22 protein-coding genes are annotated in these 23334 nt (G+C 42.7%); 19 read left to right on the top strand and 3 right to left on the bottom strand.

Going from position 1 to position 23334, the window contains the following annotated elements; all coding sequences use genetic code 11:
* Positions 1-2 precede the first annotated feature (2 nt).
* From nuoF to GO816_RS14935, 17 genes are all read left to right on the top strand, one after another.
* Complete coding sequence (nuoF, locus tag GO816_RS15015; RefSeq protein ID WP_157542758.1) at positions 3-1364, top strand: NADH-quinone oxidoreductase subunit NuoF; 1362 nt, start codon at positions 3-5, stop codon at positions 1362-1364.
* 71 nt (positions 1365-1435) lie between these two features.
* A complete protein-coding gene (locus tag GO816_RS15010) occupies positions 1436-1744 on the top strand; it encodes a hypothetical protein (protein WP_157542757.1) in 309 nt (102 codons plus the stop codon).
* Positions 1745-1768: 24 nt separating this feature from the next.
* Positions 1769-2170 (top strand): gamma-glutamylcyclotransferase family protein, encoded by a 402-nt coding sequence (locus GO816_RS15005; RefSeq protein WP_157542756.1) that lies wholly within the window; start codon positions 1769-1771, stop codon positions 2168-2170.
* Positions 2154-3152, top strand: coding sequence for a 2Fe-2S iron-sulfur cluster-binding protein (locus GO816_RS15000; protein ID WP_157542755.1), 999 nt, complete (start codon positions 2154-2156; stop codon positions 3150-3152). Before GO816_RS15005 ends, GO816_RS15000 begins: the two co-directional genes overlap by 17 nt.
* Entirely contained in the window at positions 3152-4192 is a 1041-nt protein-coding gene (gene nuoH, locus GO816_RS14995; RefSeq protein WP_157542754.1) for an NADH-quinone oxidoreductase subunit NuoH, read from the top strand. Before GO816_RS15000 ends, nuoH begins: the two co-directional genes overlap by 1 nt.
* Positions 4193-4200: 8 nt before the next feature.
* On the top strand, positions 4201-4698 hold the full coding sequence (locus GO816_RS14990; protein WP_157542753.1) for a NuoI/complex I 23 kDa subunit family protein: 498 nt from the start codon (positions 4201-4203) through the stop codon (positions 4696-4698).
* 65 nt (positions 4699-4763) lie between these two features.
* Complete coding sequence (locus tag GO816_RS14985) at positions 4764-5273, top strand: NADH-quinone oxidoreductase subunit J family protein (RefSeq protein ID WP_157542752.1); 510 nt, start codon at positions 4764-4766, stop codon at positions 5271-5273.
* Complete coding sequence (gene nuoK, locus GO816_RS14980) at positions 5273-5602, top strand: NADH-quinone oxidoreductase subunit NuoK (RefSeq protein ID WP_157542751.1); 330 nt, start codon at positions 5273-5275, stop codon at positions 5600-5602. Before GO816_RS14985 ends, nuoK begins: the two co-directional genes overlap by 1 nt.
* Positions 5603-5726: 124 nt before the next feature.
* The gene (gene nuoL / locus GO816_RS14975; RefSeq protein WP_157542750.1) at positions 5727-7631 is read left to right on the top strand and encodes an NADH-quinone oxidoreductase subunit L; all 1905 of its coding nucleotides are present in this window, start codon (positions 5727-5729) and stop codon (positions 7629-7631) included.
* 24 nt (positions 7632-7655) lie between these two features.
* Entirely contained in the window at positions 7656-9134 is a 1479-nt protein-coding gene (locus GO816_RS14970) for a complex I subunit 4 family protein (protein WP_157542749.1), read from the top strand.
* Positions 9135-9209: 75 nt separating this feature from the next.
* Complete coding sequence (locus tag GO816_RS14965; RefSeq protein ID WP_157542748.1) at positions 9210-10598, top strand: NADH-quinone oxidoreductase subunit N; 1389 nt, start codon at positions 9210-9212, stop codon at positions 10596-10598.
* A gap of 38 nt (positions 10599-10636) precedes the next feature.
* Positions 10637-11281, top strand: a complete 645-nt coding sequence (locus GO816_RS14960; protein WP_157542747.1) for a DedA family protein — start codon at positions 10637-10639, stop codon at positions 11279-11281.
* A gap of 29 nt (positions 11282-11310) precedes the next feature.
* Positions 11311-11856, top strand: a complete 546-nt coding sequence (locus GO816_RS14955; RefSeq protein ID WP_157542746.1) for an inorganic diphosphatase — start codon at positions 11311-11313, stop codon at positions 11854-11856.
* A gap of 8 nt (positions 11857-11864) precedes the next feature.
* A complete protein-coding gene (locus tag GO816_RS14950) occupies positions 11865-13208 on the top strand; it encodes a hemolysin family protein (protein ID WP_157542745.1) in 1344 nt (447 codons plus the stop codon).
* Positions 13209-13301: 93 nt separating this feature from the next.
* Positions 13302-14012, top strand: coding sequence for a 16S rRNA (uracil(1498)-N(3))-methyltransferase (locus GO816_RS14945; RefSeq protein ID WP_157542744.1), 711 nt, complete (start codon positions 13302-13304; stop codon positions 14010-14012).
* 79 nt (positions 14013-14091) lie between these two features.
* The gene (locus GO816_RS14940; protein ID WP_157542743.1) at positions 14092-14778 is read left to right on the top strand and encodes a DUF4159 domain-containing protein; all 687 of its coding nucleotides are present in this window, start codon (positions 14092-14094) and stop codon (positions 14776-14778) included.
* A 30-nt stretch (positions 14779-14808) separates the two neighbouring features.
* On the top strand, positions 14809-15603 hold the full coding sequence (locus GO816_RS14935) for a hypothetical protein (RefSeq protein ID WP_157542742.1): 795 nt from the start codon (positions 14809-14811) through the stop codon (positions 15601-15603).
* Positions 15604-15673: 70 nt separating this feature from the next.
* On the opposite strand, the gene GO816_RS14930 is transcribed toward GO816_RS14935, so the two are convergent.
* Positions 15674-17308: an SUMF1/EgtB/PvdO family nonheme iron enzyme gene (locus GO816_RS14930; protein ID WP_157542741.1), complete on the bottom strand. Its 1635-nt coding sequence runs from the start codon at positions 17306-17308 to the stop codon at positions 15674-15676.
* A 217-nt stretch (positions 17309-17525) separates the two neighbouring features.
* On the opposite strand from GO816_RS14930, the gene porV reads away from it, so the two are divergent.
* A complete protein-coding gene (gene porV / locus GO816_RS14925) occupies positions 17526-18704 on the top strand; it encodes a type IX secretion system outer membrane channel protein PorV (RefSeq protein ID WP_157542740.1) in 1179 nt (392 codons plus the stop codon).
* The gene (ispF, locus tag GO816_RS14920) at positions 18701-19180 is read left to right on the top strand and encodes a 2-C-methyl-D-erythritol 2,4-cyclodiphosphate synthase (protein WP_262884877.1); all 480 of its coding nucleotides are present in this window, start codon (positions 18701-18703) and stop codon (positions 19178-19180) included. The genes porV and ispF overlap by 4 nt, the downstream gene beginning before the upstream one ends.
* Before the next feature lie 32 nt (positions 19181-19212).
* Here ispF and GO816_RS14915 read toward each other — a convergent pair whose 3' ends face one another.
* Entirely contained in the window at positions 19213-19653 is a 441-nt protein-coding gene (locus GO816_RS14915; protein WP_157542739.1) for a hypothetical protein, read from the bottom strand.
* Between the two features lie 8 nt (positions 19654-19661).
* Positions 19662-23051: a glycosyltransferase gene (locus tag GO816_RS14910; protein ID WP_157542738.1), complete on the bottom strand. Its 3390-nt coding sequence runs from the start codon at positions 23049-23051 to the stop codon at positions 19662-19664.
* Positions 23052-23334: the final 283 nt, after the last annotated feature.

Here is a 23334-nt window from a genome sequence, read left to right as displayed (position 1 = left end):
CAATGGGACGCAAATTATTACTTGAACATATAAACGTACCCGGCATCAATACCCTGGAAGTTTACCGCCAGAAAGGTGGTTATGCTGCCATGGAAAAAGCCCTGAAAACTTTAACACCCGATGAAGTGGTGGAAGAGGTTAAAAAATCGGGTTTGCGTGGCCGTGGTGGTGCGGGTTTCCCAACTGGTATGAAGTGGAGCTTTTTGGCCAAGCCCGAAGGTGTGCCCCGTTACCTGGTTTGCAACGCCGACGAATCGGAACCCGGTACGTTTAAAGACCGTTATTTAATGACACACATCCCTCACCTTTTAATTGAGGGGATGATTATAGCCAGCTTTGCACTGGGCGCCAAAACCTCGTACATCTACGTGCGTGGCGAAATGATGCCACAGATACGCATCCTGGAAAGAGCCATAGCCGAAGCAAAAAATGCAGGCTTTTTAGGCAAAAACATACTAGGCACCGGTTACGATCTGGAGTTGTACGTACAACCCGGAGGCGGCGCTTACATCTGCGGTGAAGAAACGGCACTAATTGAATCATTGGAAGGCAAGCGTGGTAATCCGCGTATTAAACCGCCGTTCCCGGCTATTGCGGGTTTGTATGGCTGCCCAACCGTGGTAAACAACGTAGAGTCAATTGCTGCAACTGTGCCAATCATTCGTGATGGTGGAGATGAGTATGCCAAAATTGGTATTGGTAGAAGTACCGGTACTAAATTGATATCTGCAGGTGGTAACCTGGTTAAACCGGGTGTTTACGAGATTGAGTTAGGTGTTCCGGTTGAAGAATTTATTTACTCGGACGAATACTGTGGCGGTATAGCCAACGGCAAACGCCTCAAAGCAGTAGTTGCCGGTGGTTCATCGGTGCCAATTTTACCGGCTAACCTTATCCTCAAAACCATTGAGGGCAATGCCCGGGTTATGAGTTACGAAGGGCTGTCGGAAGGTGGCTTTGTAAGCGGAACCATGATGGGTTCGGGTGGTTTTATTGCTTTTGACGAAGACCAGTGTATTGTTCGCAATACCTGGAACTTTACCCGCTTTTATCATCACGAAAGTTGCGGACAGTGTTCGCCTTGCCGTGAGGGTACTGGCTGGATGGAAAAAGTGCTGCACCGCTTAGAGATGGGTCACGGCAAAATGAGCGATATGGATTTGTTGGTTGATGTATCGAAAAAAATAGAAGGCAACACAATTTGTCCGCTGGGTGATGCGGCTGCATGGCCGGTGGCAAGCGCAATTCGTCACTTCCGTGATGAGTTTGAATGGCACGTAACAAACGGAGCTGAGGCGGTAAGCCATAACTATGGTTTAGCACATTACGCCGACCCATTGCCAAAGCCCGAAGCTGCGGTTTAACAGAAGGCAATATTTCTGATATGCAATAAGTTATTATATTTATAACGTTTTACTAAACTTATTGAAAAAACATGGCAGAAATACATCCGGTTGTTATAAAGTTTGATTACAAAGTAGAGGATTTTGACTACTTAGATGATTTGCAGGATCAGATAGAAAATGCAGTTAATTATCATAACGTAGGAGAGTACGATACTTATGAACTTGATGAAGAAAACAACAGAGCGCTGTTTTATTTAACGGCTGCTAACCCTGAAGTTTTGTTCAAGAATATTGCTCCTATTTTGCAGCAGTCGCCAATATTGAAAGGCGCAAAAATTGACATAGAAATGGGTACCGCCGCTGATGGTACCCCTGTTATAAAGGAATACCAGTTATAATACGCTGGTTTAACAAGGTTATATATGGAATACATATTTGTATATGGCACCTTGTTAAAGACTTTTAATGCCGGGGTGATGCGCAGCGTGCAAGAGTATCTTCATTTTGAAGGAAAAGGCTCTATTTTGGGCCAACTGTACGATTTAGGGCAATACCCCGGCCTTGTTGAAGTTGCCAGTGCAACCGATACTATTACAGGCGAGGTATACCGCACCAACAATGCGCAAGCGGTGTTTGCGGTACTTGATGAGTACGAAGGGGACGAGTATAACCGCGTTGTAAAAACGGTGAAGCTTGGTAACCAAAAAGAGATCAATTGTTGGGTGTATGTTTTTATACAAGAACTGCATCCATCACATATAAAGATTATAAACGGCGATTACCTCGCTTATATTAGAGATAAGGTTAATGAAAGTAACTATTGACGGAATTAGCATTGATGTTGAACCCGGCACATCCATTCTGAATGCTGCAAGGCAGATAGGAGGCGATATTGTTCCGCCGGCTATGTGCTATTACTCTAAGCTGGAAGGCAGCGGCGGTAAATGCCGTACCTGTTTGGTTAAGGTAACAAAGGGCTCAGAAAAAGACCCGCGCCCTATGCCTAAGCTGGTAGCCTCATGCCGTACAGGTGTTATGGATGGTATGGAGGTGCAAAACATTACCTCGCCTGAGGTTATTGAAGCTCGTAAAGGCATTGTAGAGATGCTTCTAATCAATCATCCGCTTGATTGCCCCGTTTGTGACCAGGCTGGCGAATGCCACCTGCAAGATTTAGGTTACGAACACGGTGCCGCTAAAACCCGCTACGAATTTGACCGCCGTACTTTTGAAAAAATAGACATTGGCGATAAAATACAGCTGCACATGACCCGTTGTATTTTATGCTACCGTTGCGTTTTTACGGCCGACCAAATTACCGAGCAACGCGTACACGGCGTATTAAATCGCGGCGATCATGCCGAAATTTCTACCTACATTAAAAAAGCAGTTGATAACGACTTTTCGGGCAACGTAATAGACGTTTGTCCCGTAGGTGCCTTAACCGATAAAACTTTCCGCTTTAAAAACCGCGTTTGGTTTACCAAACCCGTAGAAGCGCACCGTGATTGCGACCACGAAAAATGCAGCGGTAAAGTAACACTTTGGTATAAAGGTGAAGACGTAATACGCGTTACGGCACGTAAAGATCAGTATGGCGAGGTAGAGGAATTTATTTGCAATACCTGCCGCTTTGATAAAAAGAAAACTGCCGACTGGGTTATTGAAGGTCCACGCAAGGTATCAAACCAATCGGTAATCAGCGCAAACCATTACGACACATTAAGACCATTGCCTGTAGTAAAAACTAACCCGGTTTTACTCGAAGCCAATAAAGAACAATTTGAACGGGAGACTAGATTATAATGGAGATTGCTGACTTAATCATAAAATTGGTGCTTGTGGTAGTGATTTTTGCCATAAGCCTTGTAGTAGCCATGTATTCTACTTATGCCGAGCGTAAGGTTGCTGCTTTTTTACAAGATAGGGTAGGCCCTAACCGTGCCGGTCCGTTTGGTATTTTACAGCCTATGGCCGATGGTGCCAAAATGTTCATGAAAGAGGAAATCATTCCCACCCGCGCCAGCGGTTTCCTGTTCATCGTTGGTCCGTCACTGGCTATCATGACAGCCTGTATAGGTTCGGCGGTTATTCCGTGGGGACCACAAATGCAAATAGGCGATCGTGTGATCGATCTGCAGGTAACAGATATTAACGTGGGTATCTTATACATCTTTGGCGTAGTATCGTTGGGGGTATACGGCATCATGATTGGTGGTTGGGCATCTAATAATAAATACTCATTATTAGGAGCAATACGCGCAGCTTCACAAAACATCAGCTACGAAATTTCGATGGGCTTATCTATCATTGCCTTATTGATGCTTACCGGTACTTTAAGCTTAAAAGAAATCGCCGAGCAGCAGCATGGCTGGCATTGGAATGTACTTACCCAGCCACTTGGCTTTTTAATATTTATGGTATGCGCCTTTGCCGAAACCAACCGCAGCCCGTTCGATTTACCTGAGTGTGAAACAGAGCTGGTAGGTGGTTATCATACCGAATATTCATCCATGAAACTGGGTTTTTACCTGTTTGCCGAGTATATCAATATGTTCGTATCATCGGCTGTTATGGCTACCCTGTACTGGGGCGGTTATAATTATCCGGGTATGGATTGGGTGGCGGCACATGCAGGCCCTACCATTGCGCCTATAATTGGAGTAGTAGTACTGTTTGCGAAAATATTTGCCTTCATCTTCTTTTTCATGTGGGTACGCTGGACTATCCCGCGTTTCCGTTATGATCAGCTGATGCACTTGGGTTGGAAAACCCTGATACCGCTTGCTATTGCCAACATTGTGTTAACCGGTATTATATCTACATTAATTGAAAAGTTTGCTTAACCCTATATATGGAACCATTAAGTAAAAAGCGAAAAGTATTAGAAGTTAAGCCGCTCAATTTTTGGGAGCGCGCTTACCTGCCTGCTATTGCTCAGGGTTTGAGCATAACCATGAAGCACTTTTTTAAGAAGGACGTAACTATCCGTTACCCCGAACAAAAAAGAGAGTTTTCAGAGAATTTCCGTGGTATGCACTCGCTAAAGCGCGATGAAGACGGTAAAGAGCGTTGTACCGCGTGTGGTTTGTGTGCTTTATCATGCCCGGCCGAAGCTATTACTATGACTGCCGGTGAACGCCAAAAAGGCGAAGAGCACCTGTACCGCGAGGAAAAGTACGCAGCGGTGTACGAGATAAACATGTTACGTTGCATTTTTTGCGGCCTGTGCGAAGAAGCCTGCCCTAAAGAGGCCATTTACCTCGACGGCGACATTGTGCCAACCGATTTTTTACGTAAAGACTTTATATACGGCAAAGACAAATTAGTTGAGCCGCCTTTAAACCAATAAAAAAAGAATGATACCTTTGCCGGCAACCAATTAACCGGTAAAGGTATTTTTCTGTATCTCGAGCTATGAGTGTATTTTACTTTATCGCATTCTTGTCCATACTGTTTTCACTGCTGGTTATTTTTGCAAAAAACCCGGTGCATAGTGTGCTGTACCTCATTATTACATTTTTTACGTTCACCATTCATTACATCATTTTGAATGCCCAGTTTTTGGCAGTGGTAAACTTTATTGTTTACATGGGCGCTATATTGGTGCTTTTCCTGTTTGTGCTTATGATGCTGAACCTGAATGAAGATACTGAGCCTACCAAAAGCATTTATGTAAAACTGGCGGGTATCATAGGCGGCGGTGTATTGCTGGTAACCCTGGTAGGCGCTATTAAACTAACTGCAAAGTCAAATCCCGTGGTGCTGCAAGATGTAAACCTCGGCTCGGTGCAAAACCTGGGCAAGGTATTATTTAACGAATTTTTATTGCCGTTCGAGGTATCGTCTATCCTGCTGCTATCGGCCATGGTGGGTGCTGTATTGCTGGCCACTAAAGAAGGTAAACCTAAAGCTACTACTGTATAATGGAAAGTTTTCTTGAAGCTGTAAAAGTTGTTCCGCTTAACCATTATATACTGTTAAGCGCTATCATATTTTCAATAGGTGTTATTGGGGTATTAATACGCCGTAACGCTATTGTGGTGTTTATGTCGGTTGAGCTAATGCTGAATGCCGTTAACCTGTTGCTTACCGTATTTTCGGTGTACGGCAACGATCCTAACGGGCAGGTGTTTGTATTTTTTATTATGGCGCTTGCCGCGGCAGAGATTGCCATAGGTTTGGCCATTATTGTGATGATACACCGCAATACAAACTCTATTGACGTAGATATATTGAACAGATTGAAATGGTAGTTACTTGATTTCGGATTTCGAATGTTCGATTTTAGATTTATATCATAACTGCCTCACTCATAATATTAAAAGATTCTGTTAATTCATAAATTCTGAAAATTCAGATTCAGACAACTAACAAAAAATGGATAAATACCTCTGGCTTATTCCGCTGCTGCCCCTGGCAGGATTCGTAATTAACGGATTGGGCCGTAATACCTTACCTAAAAGCATCATTGGCGGTTTAGCTAGTTTGATGGTTTTGTTATCATTTGCTTTAAGTGTTGGCGCATTTTTACAGGTAAAATCAACCGGCGCACCTATCAACGTAACCCTGTTTGATTGGATAAAGGTTGGCGATCTGCATATACCATTTGCGTTCCTGATCGATCAGTTGAGCGCCATCATGCTGTTGATTATAACCGGCATTGGCTTTTTAATCCATTTGTATTCTATTGGCTATATGAGCCACGATGAGGGTTTCGGTAAGTTTTTCGCTTATCTGAACCTGTTTGTGTTCTTTATGTTGCTGCTGGTGCTGGGTTCAAACTATGTTATTATGTTTATTGGCTGGGAGGGTGTAGGTTTATGCTCGTACCTGCTCATAGGTTTCTGGTATGGCAATGCAGCTTATGCTGATGCCGCTAAGAAAGCCTTTGTAATGAACCGCATTGGTGACCTTGGTTTCCTTATTGGGGTATTCGTAATCATGAAAACATTTGGCAGTATTGAGTACACCAAAGTATTTGCCCATGCTGCAAACATGAAAAGCGGTGACGGCACTATCATGTTAATTACCTTGCTGCTGTTTGTAGGCGCTACAGGTAAATCGGCACAAATACCTTTATTTACCTGGCTGCCTGATGCAATGGCGGGCCCAACCCCGGTTTCGGCGTTAATACACGCGGCTACCATGGTTACCGCAGGTATATATATGATTGCCCGTTCAAATATCTTATTTACCCTGGCCCCGGTTACTCAGCATGTAATTGCTATTATTGGTGTGGCCACTATACTGTTGGCAGCAATCATTGCCCTAACTCAAACCGATATTAAAAAAGTGTTAGCTTATTCTACGGTATCACAGTTAGGCTATATGTGTTTAGCATTAGGCGTAGGTGCTTACACCGGAGCATTCTTCCACGTATTAACCCATGCATTTTTTAAAGCATTGTTATTTTTAGGAGCCGGTTCGGTTATACACGCAGTAAGCGGTGAGCAGGACATGCGAAATATGGGCGGATTGAAAGGCAAATTACCGGTAACATTTATTACTATGTTAATTGGTACCGTAGCCATTGCTGGTATTCCCCCGTTTGCAGGTTTCTTTTCAAAAGACGAAATACTGGCGCATACTTATATGCATAGCCCTATACTTTACGTATTGGGTGTGTTGGGTGCCATGTTCACTTCATTCTATATGTTCCGCTTAATGTACTTAACCTTTTGGGGTAAGTTCCGCGGAACGCACGAGCAGGAACATCATTTGCACGAGTCGCCACCAAGCATGACCATTCCGTTAATTGTATTGGCAGTGCTGTCAACAGTTGGTGGCTTTATGGGCGTGCCCGAAGCATTAGGTGGTCATCATTGGCTGGAGCATTGGTTAGAGCCGGTAATGAGTAAATCATCAGCACTAACCGGTAAAATGTTTATTGCTCACAACACTGAATTTATGCTCATGGGCGTATCAGTTGGAGTGGCGGTACTGGCATTAATTTATGCTTACATTAAATACGTTAAGCAGGCTGATATTCCGATAGCTGATACTGAAGAACGCCCTGCTTTGGTGAAGCTTTCGTATAATAAATTTTATATAGATGAAATTTATGATGCTATTGTCCGTCGCCCACTTGACGCGCTTTCAGGCTTTTTATTTAAGGTGGTTGATAAATTGGGTATTGATGGATTAGTAAACGGCCTTGGGCAGGCACCTTGTGAGGCCGGAAGAGGTTTACGCCTGTTACAAACCGGTAATGTGGGTTTTTACCTCTTTATGATGGTTATTGGCATAATTGGCGTGCTCGTATACAGTTTAATTAAGTTTTAAAACAAGCGTTTACTGCATATAAAAATGACGGTTAGTATCTTACTTCTTTTACCCTTACTGGCAGCCCTTGCGCTTCTTTTTATTAAAGGCGATGCTGTAAAAACCATAGCACTGGCTTTCTCATTAATTGAACTGGCCTTAGGTGTTTACTTTATTACTCAATTTCAAACCAATATAAGCAGCCCGCAGTTTGTATTTGATGCCGCCTGGATGCCTAAGCTGGGCATATACTTTACAGCAGCTATAGATGGTATCAATATCATTCCTGTTATTCTTACCGTAGGTTTAGTGCCGCTTATTATAGGAACAACATTTAAACGCGAGTATAAAAATGCTTCGGCGTTTTATGCGCTTATCATGTTCATGCAGTTTGGCTTGATGCTGGTATTTACCGCGTTAGACGGCTTTATGTTTTATGTAGGTTGGGAAGCAGCGCTAATACCTATTTACTTTATATGTGGTATGTGGGGTGGCGAAAACCGTGTTAAGGTTACGCTTAAGTTTTTCATCTACACATTTGCCGGTTCACTGTTTATGCTGTTGGCATTAATTTACCTGTACCTGCAAACGCCCGAGCATAGCTTTGATATTTATAAGTTCTATGCATTGCAATTAAATCCCACTCAGCAGGCATGGGTATTTGCAGCTTTCTTACTAGCATTTGCTATTAAGATGCCAATATTCCCTTTGCACACCTGGCAGCCTGATACCTATACCGAGGCTCCTGCCGCCGGAACCATGCTATTGTCAGGTATTATGCTAAAGATGGGCATATACGGAGCCCTCCGCTGGATGATTCCCATAGCGCCGGTAGGGTTTTACGAATGGCAAAATAACCCGCTTTGGTTAGCCATTGCCGGTATTTTATATGCATCTATTATTGCCTTCAGGGTTAAAGACAGCAAGCGTTTAATAGCATATTCATCAATTGCCCACGTTGGTTTGATAGCTGCAGGTTTACTAGCATGGACTATTCAAGGCTTACAGGGCGCCATGATACAAATGCTTAACCACGGTTTGGAAGTAGTAGGTGTGTTTTTTGTGCTCGATATTATTGAGCGTCAATTAAAAACCCGCGATGTTGATCAGCTTGGTGGTATTGCTAAAGTAGCGCCTCAGCTTTCCATTGCATTCCTCATTATCGTATTAGGATCGGTGGGTTTACCTTTAACTAACGGATTCATTGGCGAATTTTTATTATTGAACGGTGTTTACCGCTACGATATGTGGATGGGTATTGTTGCCGGTTTAACCATTATACTGGGAGCTGTTTATATGCTTAGGGCTTACAAAAACATTATGCAGGGCCAAACCAATGCACTTACCGCAACCTTCACTGATATTACTGCCGGCGAGAGGCTTATATTGGGTATAATTTGCGTCCTTATCATCGTGATTGGTGTTTACCCGCAACCTGTGCTTCACCTTACCGAATCATCAGTTACACAATTGATGAACGATGTTAACAGTAAGATAAGCGCAGCCTTGCTGCATAAAAAATAAATCAGTACCTGCCAGCAGCTTGTAGCCGGTAAAACTGACAACTAAACTATTGGAGATTCGAATTTCAGATATACAATGACCACATTAATTATCATAGCCATATTACCCATCGTGTTGCTGTACATTGGCCTGTACAAGGCTAATAAATTGCTGCTGCCGGTTACTATTGCCGGTTTACTGGTGGCATTGGCATCGGCCGTTATGCAATGGAATAACGGAGCATCGGCCATATTCAGCGGCATGATGCTGTTCGATAATTTTTCGGTGGCCTTTTCGGCAATAGCTATTGTTTCAACCCTGTTAATACTGATGTTATCAAAAGACTATTTTGAGCGCATAAGCGATAACGTTGCCGAATACATCGCCATTATGCTTTTTTCGCTGGCAGGTATCGTTGTTATGGTATCTTACTATAACCTGGCCATGTTGTTTGTGGGTATCGAAATTATGTCGGTGAGCTTGTATATACTGGCCGGTATTGATAAAAAGAATTTTGCATCAAACGAAGCTGCATTAAAGTACTTCCTGATGGGAGCTTTTTCTACAGGCTTCTTACTATTTGGCATTACGCTTATATATGGTGCAACGCACTCATTTGGTTTGGAGGCTATCCGTAACTGGGCAGTACAACATCCTCGTGGTATTGATCCTCTTTTTCATACCGGTATCATCCTTATAATTGTTGGTCTGTGCTTTAAAGTAGGCGCAGCACCATTCCACTTCTGGACGCCTGATGTTTATGAAGGCTCGCCTACATTAGTTACCGCTTTTATGTCAACTGTTGTGAAAACTGCGGGTTTTGCAGCATTCCTGCGTTTATTTAGCGTAAGTTTTGCCCCTGTTGCCGAATTTTGGATGCCTACATTAATGGTAATTACCATCATTACATTGTTTGTAGGTAACCTTACAGCACTATACCAGCATGGCTTTAAACGTATGTTGGCTTTCTCCAGCATATCGCACGCAGGATACTTGCTATTTGCTATTGTGGCGCTAAGTGCTACCTCAGGCAACGCAGTTTTTATGTACGCTACTGCCTATTCTATTGCATCAATAGTAGCCTTTGGTGTGTTGATATTGGTTCAGCAACAATTAGGCAGCGATAGCTTTGAGTGCTTTAATGGCCTTCACAAACGCAACCCGTTCCTGGCGGCTACTTTAACTATTGCTATGCTCTCTTTAGCTGGTATACCGTTAACCGCAGGTTTTATTGGTAAATTTTTTATGTTTAGCGGTGCTATGAGTCGTTTCCATTTATGGTTAGTAATCATTGCTGTTATTAACGCCATTGTGAGTATCTTCTACTATTTCAGGGTAATCATTGCCATGTATTTCCGCAATGCTGAGCACGAGGCGCTTACTGTGCCGGGGTATTACCAGTTTGTTTTAGGCTTCTCTGCCCTCGTAACGCTAATCATTGGTATTTATCCTGCAATAATTCACAACCTTACATATAACATATAGCAATTGTTATAATATTTGTAGCTTTACAAATATTGTGAATGGAAAATTTCTGGGAGCATCTCCAAAATCTGACGGACGCGCAGTCCATTATTAGCAAAGGTGGTTTTTACCTGTTGCTGATTGTGGTGTATGCTGAAACAGGACTGTTCTTCGGTTTTTTTCTGCCGGGCGACTATCTGCTGTTTATGGCTGGTTTGTTTTGTGCAACGGGCCTGCTTGATGTGCCGGTTTATACGCTGGTACTATCACTAATAGCGGCAGGAGTGTTGGGTAATTATACCGGTTACTGGTTTGGCTTTCGTACCGGTCCGTTGATGGAGAACAGAAAAGATACCCTCTTTTTTAAACGGAAACACATAAGCATGGCCCGCGAGTTTTACCAAAAGTATGGTGGTATGGCGCTCGTGTTAGGCCGTTTTTTTCCTATAATACGTACTTTTGCGCCTATCTTTGCGGGCGTAGTAAAAGTAGACCTTAAACGGTTTACTTTATATAACTTTGTAGGCAGCATTGCCTGGGTTAGCATTTTAACTTTATTAGGGTATTTTTTAGGTATAAAATATCCGCAGATTAAAAACTATTTACAGTATATTGTAATTGCCTTGATAGTGGTAACAAGCATACCGCTTATAATTGCTTTTGTAAAACGAGGAAAAGGCGAAAACAAAAACGACGAACATTAATTTATTCAATATTCACACTATTTCTACAAATGAGTACACAACACCCCTGGCATCAGGTTACACCGGGAGAAAATCTTCCTGAGGTAGTTAATGCTATCATTGAGATTCCTAAAGGTTCAAAAGCTAAATACGAAATTGACAAAGATTCAGGCTTACTGAAGTTAGACCGCGTGCTATTTTCATCAGTAATGTATCCTGCTAACTACGGCTTTATTCCGCAAACTTATTGCGACGATAAAGATCCTCTTGATATACTGGTATTATGCTCGGTTGATGTTTACCCAATGTCATTAATCGAAGCTAAGGTTATTGGCGTTATGCACATGGTTGATAATGGCGAGCAGGATGATAAGATTATTGCTGTTGCTAAAAACGACATGTCTGTTAATTACATTAACGATTTAAATGAGTTACCTCCTCATGCTATGAAAGAGATTGTACGTTTCTTCCAGGATTACAAGAAGCTGGAAGGCAAAAACGTAACCATTGAGCACTTAATGGGCAAACCATATGCGCTTAAGGTAATTCAAGAAAGTTTAGAATTGTATAATTCTACTTTCCGTTCGAACCAATAACCCACTACATGGACCCCGAGACGATTGACATAAACGGTTTTCATATATTCCTTACAATATTTTTGGTATTGTTAAATGGTTTTTTTGTTGCCGCCGAATTTGCCATGGTGCGAGTTCGGGGGTCGCAAATTGAGATCCAGGCAAAGGCCGGCAGCAGCATGGCCAAAGTTGCCCGGGGTATAATGCACAACTTAGATGGATACCTGGCTGCTACGCAGTTGGGTATTACCATTGCTTCACTGGGTTTGGGTTGGGCAGGTGAGAGTGTGGTTTCTAACATCATGCTCAAAACATTCTCTATGTTTGGCATGGAGGTAACGTCTGACCTGGTTAAAAACACCAGCCACGTGGTAGCGTTCTTAACTATTACCATACTCCATATCGTATTTGGTGAGCTGGCTCCTAAATCACTTGCTATACAACGTTCAGTACGTACAACGCTAGCGGTGTCATACCCCATGCGTTTTTTCTTCCTGGTTTTTCGCCCCGCAATATGGTTGCTAAACAACTTTGCAAACTTTATACTTAAACTGTTTGGTATTACTACTGTTCATGGCGAAGAATCGCATCACTCGTCAGAGGAACTGCAGTACCTGCTTGAACAAGGTAAAGAGAGTGGGGCGCTTGATTCGGCTGAGCATGAGCTTATTAAAAACGTATTCGACTTTAACGAGCGTGTGGTGAAAAACATCATGGTGCCACGTACCAAAATTTCGGGTATTGATTTGGCAAGCACATCTGAGGAGGTTCTGGAATGCCTGGTAACCGAAGGTTATTCGCGTATGCCTGTTTACGACGACTCGATTGATAAAATTGTAGGCATTGTACACGCCAAGGATATTTTACCATTACTGGCCCGCAAGGAAGACTTTGATTTGAAAGACATCATTCGTAAACCTTATTTTATTCCTGAAACCAAAAAGATTAACGAGTTAATGGCCGAGCTTAAGCTGCGCCGTATTCAAATCGCTATTGTGCTAGATGAATTTGGTGGTACAGCGGGCATGGTTACACTCGAAGATATTGTTGAAGAATTGGTAGGGGAGATACAGGATGAGTTTGACGAGGAAAAGCCTATTGTTGAGAAAGTAAATGACCGCGAATTTATAGTAAACGCTGTTGCCTCTATTTACGATGTGAACGAAAATTTACCACATGACTTGCCAGAAGATGGTGACTTTGACACAGTATCGGGTTGGGTAAGTGAAATTTTTGGAAAGATACCTGACGTAGGTGAGCAGCGTGAAGCAAATGGCTATAACATTACGGTATTGCGAAAATCGGAGCAAAACATTGAATCGGTTAAACTCGAACTACTGATCAACGAAGAAGATATGAAAGATGATCATTGATCATCTTTTTAAATAAGCTGCTATAAACGCGGGAGAAAAGCTAAGGCCAATCTTCCGCGTTTGTTATTTTTGCGGTACTGTAATCAATTGAGCATGCACATATTTTATACACCCGATATAGCTTCGAATGCCACGCACTACATGCTTAGCGAAGAAGAAAGTAAACATGCTATAAGAGTGCTGCGCCTGCAGCCTAATGATAAGGTACAGTTAGTTGACGGTAAAGGAGGTTTTTATACGGCAGGCATTATGGATGCTCATCCAAAAAAAACATTGCTGGCCGTTGAAACCAGTGAGCAGGAACATGGTAAGCGCAATCATTATTTGCATATAGCCGTTGCCCCAACTAAAAATATTGAACGTATTGAGTGGTTTTTAGAGAAAGCTACAGAGATTGGAATTGATGAAGTATCGCTTATTTTATGTCAGCGTTCAGAACGTAAAGAAGCAAAAGTCGAGCGCCTGGACAAGATAATCACATCAGCCGTCAAACAATCATTGAAGGCCTATCACCCTAAGCTGAATGGTGTTCAGCCATTAAGTAAACTGCTGAATGCTCCTTTTGAAGGACAAAAGTTTGTTGCCCATTGCTTGCCAGATCAGGATAAGGTGAGCCTCGCATCTCAGTTGCAGTTGCAGGGTAATTGCCTGGTTCTTATCGGTCCCGAGGGTGACTTTACCGAAAAAGAGATTGAAGAGGCTTTGCAGAACGGCTTTAAACCTATAACTTTAGGGGATAGCAGGCTGCGTACAGAAACTGCCGCTTTGGAGGCATGCTTTGAGGTGAATTTTCTCAATAGATAATGACCATGCAGAGTAATATTCACTCTTAAAGTGAGTCAGTGGAACCAAATTGAATTTAGAAAGAGAAATAGGAGCATAGATGGAATTATTAAGGCTAAAACTAAACATCAAATGGTCGGCTTTGATCTTGCTAGTGTTAAGCATTGCCTTAAGCAGTTTCACCCCTGTGCCAACTTATACGCTTGCTCGGCTTAAATATAATGGAGGTGGCGATTGGTATGCCGATAGAACAGCATTGCCCAATTTGATTAAATTCTGCAATCAAAACATTAAAACAAACTTTAAGGCAGAAGACGAAACAGTTGAAGCCGGTAGCGCCGAAATTTTTAATTATCCGTTCATCTTTATGACGGGGCATGGCAACGTTATTTTTTCAGATCAGGACGTGCGTAATTTACGTAAATACTTAATAGGTGGTGGTTTTCTTCACATTTGTGATAATTACGGACTTGATAAGTTCGTACGCCCCCAAATGAAGAAGATATTCCCCGAACTTAACTTTGTAGAGCTGCCTTTGAATCATCCTGTATATCATCAGAAATTCGACTTTCCGAACGGACTGCCCAAGGTTCATGAACATGATAATAAACGTCCGCAAGGCTTCGGCATAATTTATAAGGGCCGCCTGGTGTGTTTTTATGATGTGGAGTGCGACTTAGGTAACGGTTGGGAAGATTTAGGTACCTATGCAGGTGATAGTCAGGAAACCCGGCTTAAAGCACTGCGGATGGGTGCTAATTTGGTGCAATATGCGCTTACCCAATAAATGGTATAATTTTAGACGAACAAATTAGACATGAAAATATTTACCCAATTGAAGTATACCGTGCTTGTTGTAGGCTTGCTGGCGGCGGTATCATCGTGCCGTACATATGATAACAGTGAGGATGTTACGCCTGTAAACCCTGGCAGTGGTAACGGAACCGATGATGGTGCTAACAACCAAAACCAGGTAGTTATCACCTTTCCGCGTACCAGCGTTGATATTAATACAACCGACTCGGTAGTTGCAGTGTTAAGCAACGGCAGCAAAACCATCCGTAAGCGAGCAACAAAAGGTGGTACATTTTATACCATATCGTTAAACGGCGTGTCTACCGGTACTTGGAGTACTAACATCAAGGTTTACACATCAAATTCAAGGATGTACAGGTTTGAAACAAACTTAAATACAGCCGTTAGCAGCACGTTTGTTGGCCCCACAGGCCGGCTGGTTGATAACTGGAAAACCAACCTGTTTTTACGTAATGCTGACTATGGTATAAGCTTTGCCGTAGCTGCATTACCAACCGACGCTTACTATGAACTATTTTTGCCGCCAACGCTTATTGGCTACACCCATGTATACTTTGACCGTTATGTTTACAAGGTTATAAACGGTGCAGAAAACGTAGTTAATTACGGCGCGCTGAATTTTAAAGCTGCTGATTACAGAGGCTTTCAATCAAACACAACGGCTTTTGCACCTTTTGCAACCGCGATGAAAGACCAGCCTTGGGACACGGCCGACGTGTCATTACAACTTTATAACGAGGGCACAAACGCTAACTATAAGATTATTTTTCAGCAAACTATTAAGAACGAGCAATAATAATAATCACATAAAAAAAGGCGCCTGTTCGGTATGAGCAGGCGCCTTTTTTAATGCAGTCAAAAAATGCTTACTTTTTAGGATTGTAGTTTTTAGGTTTTTTAACACTGAAGTGTGCCTTGCCATTAGGGTTAATTTCGGGCGCACCAACCATTGTCATAGCGCAACGGAAGCCAACTTCGGCACTTGCATCTCCCTGATCCATAAAACGGCGGGTTGCAGGATTAAGCCACATTGCACGGTCATTCCATGAACCACCTTTGTAAACCTTTGAACGGTCGTTAACCAAAGTGGTTACTCCGTAAAGTGTATTATCAGTTGAATCGGCCGCACCACGCTGATCGTTTTTGAATGGTTTGCCTGATGCTGCAATTGCTGCGGTTGTACCTGCAGCATTGGCTGCCGGCGGGGTTACGCTGTTACCTCCTTGTTGTTGAGCAGTAAACTCAGCCCACGATAGTTTTTTGTTAGATTTCGCTGCCTCTCTTATAGGACGGCCATATTTATCTTTTGCGTATACACCTTTTTCCGGGTCGGCCAGTTTTTTGTTAGTCCACTCATTACCACGGAAAGGGTTAAAGTCTTCAGCATCCTCAAACGTCATTTGGCGATAGGTATCGGCAGTCCACTCGTTTACGTTTCCGGCCATATTATATAAACCAAAATCGTTGGGTTCGTAAGAGCGTACAGGAGCTGTAATATCAGCCTTGTCATTCAATGATCCAGCTACACCCATGTTATCACCTGCGCCACGCTTAAAGTTAGCCATAATCATACCGCGGGTACGTCTTTTTGGCGAGCGTACACCCATGCCATTCCATGGATAAATTTTTCCGTCTTCAATATTTTCATATTGAGTATTACCCGCAAGACCCATAGCTGCGTACTCCCATTCAGCTTCAGATGGTAAACGGAAAGCCGGTTTCAATATACCATCTTCCATGCGTACCGTACGGGTTGGTTTGCCATTTGCACCCGGTTTAGCCAGAGGATTCATGTCAGCCATCATTTTTTTACCGTCAACACCCTGGCCTTTAATTTGTCCGTTAAGGTAAATTTCGGTATCAAACGGTTCGGTAATGCTTGATTTTCCGTTAGCACCTGCAGTACCTGCGCCACCATTGCCTGAAGCATCTTTCCAGCTTGCCAATCTTCCGGTTTCGCGCAAAATGTTCTCATTCATTTGATTGGTACGGAACACGCAGTATTCCTTAGCCTGTTCCCAGGTTACACCCACAACCGGGTAATCCTGAAAAGCAGGGTGTCTTAAATAGTTTTCAACGTATGGTTCGTTGTATGATAAAGGCCTGCGCCAAACCAAGGTGTCTGGTGTAGCATTGTAATACAACTCCCTGTCGCCCGGAAAAGTAATGCTGATGTAATGCAGGTAATCCAGCCAGTCCTGGTTCGATACTTCGGTTTCGTCCATGTAAAATGAACCTACAGTAATACGTCTTTTAACGTTATTATACTCGTAAGCTACATCCTGGTCTGCGCTGCCGCCCCAAACAAAGGTTCCACCTTCAATAGCAACCAGGCCGGGGCCCGGAGCGGGGTGAGTTTGTTTAAAGCGCATATAACCGCCATTGTCTTTGTTATTGTAAGCAATACCGGTTTTTTGTGAACGCATGGGCTTACTGCAACTGCCTAATAGTAACCCTACACTTCCCAACAGTAAGGCAGATTTAGTAAAACGCTTGATCATGTTTTTTCCTGACAAAATTGATTAGTAAAAATACAAAATTCTTAAACACTAAATTGTAGCAACTGAGATAAGTAGCGGAGGTTAATTAGCCTTTTTTACGTCAGTTTTTAATATTGGTTACACAGCACATAAAATATCTTTAAGCCGCCCGAAATATTTTATCTGTCAAGGCTTTGAACGATAGTTTATATCAAAAATTTACAGCTAATTTGTGGTAATGAAAATGAGTAAGCTAAACGCTTTTTTTATAGTTAGTTGGCTATTGCCGGCCGCGGCTTTTTGCCAGGCAAACAACACTAACACCAACAGCAACGGCAGCAGTGTAAACGGCATCAATACAGCGGTTCCGTTTTTAACCATTGCACCCGACTCGCGCTCGGGAGCTATGGGCGATGCAGGTGTAGCGCTCTCGCCTGATGCCAATGCCAACTACTGGAATCCATCTAAACTTGCATTTATTGATGATAAAGATAACCTTGCATTATCATACAGCCCTTGGTTACGCAGGCTTATATCAGATGTTAACCTGGCTTACCTGAGCTACGCCCACCAGTTAGATAGTCGTAACACTATAGGCCTCTCGTTGCGCTACTTTAACTTAGGTAAAATTCAGCTCATTGACGGCTCACAGGCCGACCAGGGAACATATACCCCTAACGAGTTTTCCATTGATGGCTCATTTGCACGTAAGTTTGGTGAAAACTTTTCGTTAGGACTAACCTTACGGTATATATACTCGGGCTTAACAAATGGGGCAGCGGTTAACGGGCTGCAAACCAAAGCGGGCAACGCTTTAGCTGCTGATGTTTCGGCTTACTATCAAAAGCAAACGCAGCAATTTGGTAAAGATGCCTTACTGGCATTTGGTGCGAACTTTTCAAATTTGGGAACAAAAATGAGCTACACCGATAACGGAGCAAGCTACTTTTTGCCGGCCAATATGCGCATAGGCGTAGCCGATACATGGTATTTGGATAAGCTTAACCAATTAACACTTACGCTTGACTTAAACAAGCTAATGGCACCTACGCCGCCTATAAGAAGCAGTAATGGTGCAATTATTAGCGGTTATGATGATAACAGATCTATACCTGCGGGGATATTTGGTTCTTTTGCCGACGCTCCTGGAGGCGTTAGTGAAGAGTTAAAGGAAATTAGCTACGCTGCCGGTGCAGAATATGGCTATAATAAACAATTCTTTTTAAGGGCCGGCTATTTTTACGAAAATCCATCAAAAGGTAACCGGCAGTACGCAACTGTAGGTGCAGGGTTTAAGTATGATATTTTCAATATCGATTTATCATACCTTGTGGCTGCACAACAAAAAAGTGCGTTGGCTAACACACTTCGTTTTACGCTTATTGCTAACTTTGGCGGAAAAAGGAATTTGTTTTGAGTAAAATAAAAGTAGGCTTTGGGTTTGATGTTCACCAGATGAAAGAAGGACATCCGTTTATAATGGGCGGTGTTCAATTGCCACATCATTCGGGTGCATTTGGCCATTCAGACGCCGACGTAATGGTACACGCCATATGCGACGCTTTGTTAGGCGCAGCAAACCTGCGCGATATAGGCTATCATTTTTCAAACAAGGATGAGCGCTGGCGCGGAATAAGCAGCCTTATTTTATTACAACATGTGATAGAGCTGTTGAAGGAAAAGGGCTGGAATGTGGGTAATATTGATGCCATGATATGCCTTGAGGCGCCTAAAATAAATCCGCACATTCCGGCAATGAAGACAAACATTGCACAGGCCGCCGGTATAAGCGAAGAAGATATCTCTATAAAAGCTACTACAAACGAGCAAATGGGTTTCATAGGCCGTGAAGAAGGTGTAGTGGCTTATGCCGTGTGCCTTATAGAAAAATAAATTTACGATTTATACAAAATGAAGCGGGCCGGCTATTCTACCCGTTTCATTCTTGAAAAAGGGTAGCCATTGCATCCTTTTCTAGGATTTTTACGATCGGCAATGGCTACGGCTTCTGCCGCAACGTCACTTGTGGCATCAAAAACACTCAAGCAGTATCCCCACAGCCAGGGCTGCATGTTATCAAACTGCATTAAATCAATACGTGTGTACAAACCACCTTCGCCGGGGTTTTTTGCATCATTGCGGGCAATAAGATACTGCTCTTCATAGTTCCATTTAATGATGTGAAATTGGATACGCGGATGCTGTACCCAAAGCGTATCATTTATGGTGTATTTAATGCCATAATCATCAGTAAAATTCCCTTTAAAAACACTTGCCTTATCAGGGTATGTTGCGCAATCAGACTTGCTACTGCTTAAAGTAAGCGTTGATAGTGACAGCAGTATAACGCTTATAAATTTTATCATTTAAGTAATTATTCAGTTTTTGGCTGCGTGGCTTTTACATTACCGGTGCGCTTTAAGTTGCCCCATCCGCTGTGCTGACCCTTTAAGGCATGCCGCAACGATTTAAATAAGATGTAATACATTAACTGACGCCAAACAAAGCGTTGAGGTATGATATAAATTAGCTTGCGGTAATCTTCTTTTTCCATTTTAAAGGCAATTACAGCAACAAGCAAATCAATAACAATAAATGCCAGGTAGAAATAAAATATTTTTTCGGGATGATCACTAAACATGCCGCCAATCATCATTAAATCGGCCAGGGGCGAAAACAGGGGTAAAATAATTTGGAATACTAATATATTGGGCATACCCACCATGCCAAAAAACTTGTATCGGCTTCTGAACAACGCATCGCGGTTCTTCCAAAAGCTTTGCATTACGCCATAGCTCCATCTAAAGCGTTGTTTAAGCAGCATGTGTATTGTTTCGGGTGCTTCGGTGTAAGCAATGGCTTCTCCGGCATTGCGTATAATATAGCCCTGTTTTAGTATGCGCATGGTAAGGTCGCAATCTTCGGCCAGCGTATCGGTAGTAAAGCCACCTGCCTTTGCCACCGCTTCTTTACGGAAAGCGCCTATAGCACCCGGAACCACAGTAATGCTATTAAGCAAATCAAAAGCACGGCGGTCCATGTTTTGCGCTGTGATGTATTCAATTGACTGCCAGCGTGTGATAATGTTGGTTTCATTACCCACTTTTACGGTACCAGCTACAGCGCCAATTTCTGCATCGGTAAAATAAGCCATGAGGTGTATAATGGCATCATTTTTCAACAAGGTGTCGGCATCAATACATACCACAAATTCGTGCTGGGCTTGCGCAATACCAAAATTTAATGCTGAGGCTTTACCGCCGTTAGGTTTGGTAAGCACACGTACCGCCGGATGATTTTGGTACGCATTATTTACAATTTCGTACGTTTTGTCTTTTGATCCATCATCAATAAACAAAATTTCCATCTTAGGATACTCAAGTTGCAATAAGCTTTGAATAGTCTTTATAGCTGTAACCTCTTCATTATAAGCAGGCACAATAATGCTTACTGGCGGAAGCGCGGCAATATCAACGTCATGATCGGGGTTCTTTTTATTAAGTGCAAACTGACGCAGTGCCAGTATACCAATGAGTATGATACGACCAACCGCTAGAAATATAGCCGACAAGAAGAGGTAAAGCAATATCCAGTTGGTATAAAACAAGCCAACGTTGAACATGTCATACAAACGGCCCGTAACTCCTGAGTCGGCATCGTTTGTTACACGCGGCATTAAGTCTTCTTTCTTTTTGTTCAGTACATCGGCAATGGTGGTAAACTCATATTTGTGAACACCATCATAAGTATGCGTTTTAAAATACTCAATAATGCGTGGCAGGGCCTTTATAGTTTCCTCCCTACTATCGCCACCGGCATCATGCAATAAAATCATTGAGCCATTGTTTGCCTGCCTAATAGTACGGGCTACAATGGTATCGGCTGTAACGCCTGGTTCCCAATCATGAGGGTCGATAAATTCCCCTATATTAATGTAGTTCTCCTCCTTGCTTTTGGCTACAGGTATAACCTCGGCAATAGTTTGTGGCTCGGCATCGGCATTGAAAGGAGCCCTGAAAAGAACGGTGCTGTGCCCGGTTATAGATTCAATGAGTTTACGGGTGGCATTTAACTCAAAGCTTACCCTTTGTAAACTTATCTGTGAAATATCGGGGTGAAAAAATGTATGGTTTCCAATTTCGTAACCCTCGTCAAAAATACGTTTAAGCAGCGGTATGTTTTTCTCAACCATTGAACCCACCACGAAAAACGAACCCGGAATTTTTTCTTTTTTCAGGATGTCAATTATACGCGGTGTGTAATTAGGGTCGGGCCCGTCATCAAACGTAAGCACAATCTTTCCGGGTGCATAACCATATCGCCTTATTACATACTTGGTAGGTAGTTTGAGGTACTCCTGGTTTGTAAAAGTAAAAGTTTTAGCATTAAACTGAACGTTGATTTTACCGGTATCGGGCTGCGTTACCAGGTCAAGCACTTCACCATCGCCCGCATAATCAATACGATTATTAAGGCCAACCTTATTGGTGAACCATCGGGTATCAACCCCGGTTTTTTTAAGCGAATCTGTAGATAGGTTTTTGGCAAAGAATCTCCATAATCGTGGGTCTTCTGAGCCCAGCCGCCAAAGGGCCACGCCCCCGGTTGCCCAATCATCAGCCATGCGTATGATGTTGAAATTGGTTACGGCATCGGCAAAGTACACCGTGTGCTTAAGGGTATCGGTACCCTTATAAGTGTACATCAGGTTTGCAGACTCGGAATCAAAAACAACTTTGCTTTTGTTTTCGGCAGCGGTACTCACGGCCTGCTGATAACCTATTGATCGGCCGTATTGATTTTCGGGCCAGTCATAACCACCAGCTGCAAAAGTGAGTATGATTTTATTGCTTGGAATTTTCTGGCAAACGGCATCCAATTGTTCCTCTACCCAATGCTGGTGAGAGATATCACCCGCATTGCTACTCTCGTTATGCTGGTCAATAGCCATGGCAAACAGGTAGTCGTTATATTTCTGCAAAAACTGCAGGTCGTACTCGTCATCCTCGGGCCAAAAGCTTTGCGTTACCAAAAATCCCCTGACGTGTAAAGTGGTATATAATTCGCGTTGAAAGGCAAGGTAGTCGGCTGATTTGCGGTTTTTAATATCGTCAAAATTCAAATCAAGCCCGCGAAGATTATACTGTGAAAGTTTGTTGGCAATGTTGCTAATAAAGGCCGTACGCAATTTTTTGTTAGCTATAATGCGCTGAACATCGCGCGTATCAAAACGCCCTTCAGTATTGCTTAGGTTAATGTAATTGGTAAGCCTTACTATAACCGGTTTTTTATAGCGCTTGTTAAGGTTTATTAAGCCGGTATCAAGCCTTGCTGTAATGGTGTCTTTACCGGGCGTAATTGCAAACCCCTCGCTTACAATCATATCAAGTCGTTTGATATTTTCGGCAAGTGAAAAGTATGCCTGTGGTTCCCAGGCCAGGTAAAAACCTACGTTTATACGGTTGGCGTTGTTAGGGTGCCTGAGCTGATGGCGTTTCAAAGCACGGCGGGTTTCCTCAATGCGTTCTTTTTCAACCTTAAAGTCGCGGTATTCTGCCGAGCGCTTAAGTTTATTCAACTCATCGGTAGTTAGTTTTTTTTGTGTGGGTACGAGGTTAGGTAAACTAGGGTATTGTTTGGATGTTACCGTGATGGCTGCAGCCACCACACCACTTAAAAGCACGAATATAATAACACGGCTGAGCCATTTAAACTTGTTCCAACGTTTAGGGTTGTCAGCCTGAAATATCTGTTTATGAGCCATTGGCACTTAATAGGTTTCAGAAAAAGGCAAAGCTAACGGTTTTAGGCAAAACCGCATTAAAAGAAGATGAGTAATTACGAGCGGGATTTAGCAGTATCGATATTTGAAAAATCAACACCGCATTTACAGTTCGAACCACAGCCTTTTTTTGTATACAAACTTTTGTACAACATACGGCCTACATAACATAAAGCAGCAACAAACAGCAGTATAATTACAAGGGTTTGAAAACTCATATGGCAAAACTAATGATTGTTATATAATGGTAACGTAAAAACTGAAC

Source organism: Mucilaginibacter aquatilis (assembly GCF_009755275.1).
Classification (GTDB): Bacteria; Bacteroidota; Bacteroidia; order Sphingobacteriales; family Sphingobacteriaceae; genus Mucilaginibacter; species Mucilaginibacter aquatilis.
Note: the sequence above shows the minus strand (reverse complement) of the source record. Positions and strands in the feature narration are given on the sequence as shown.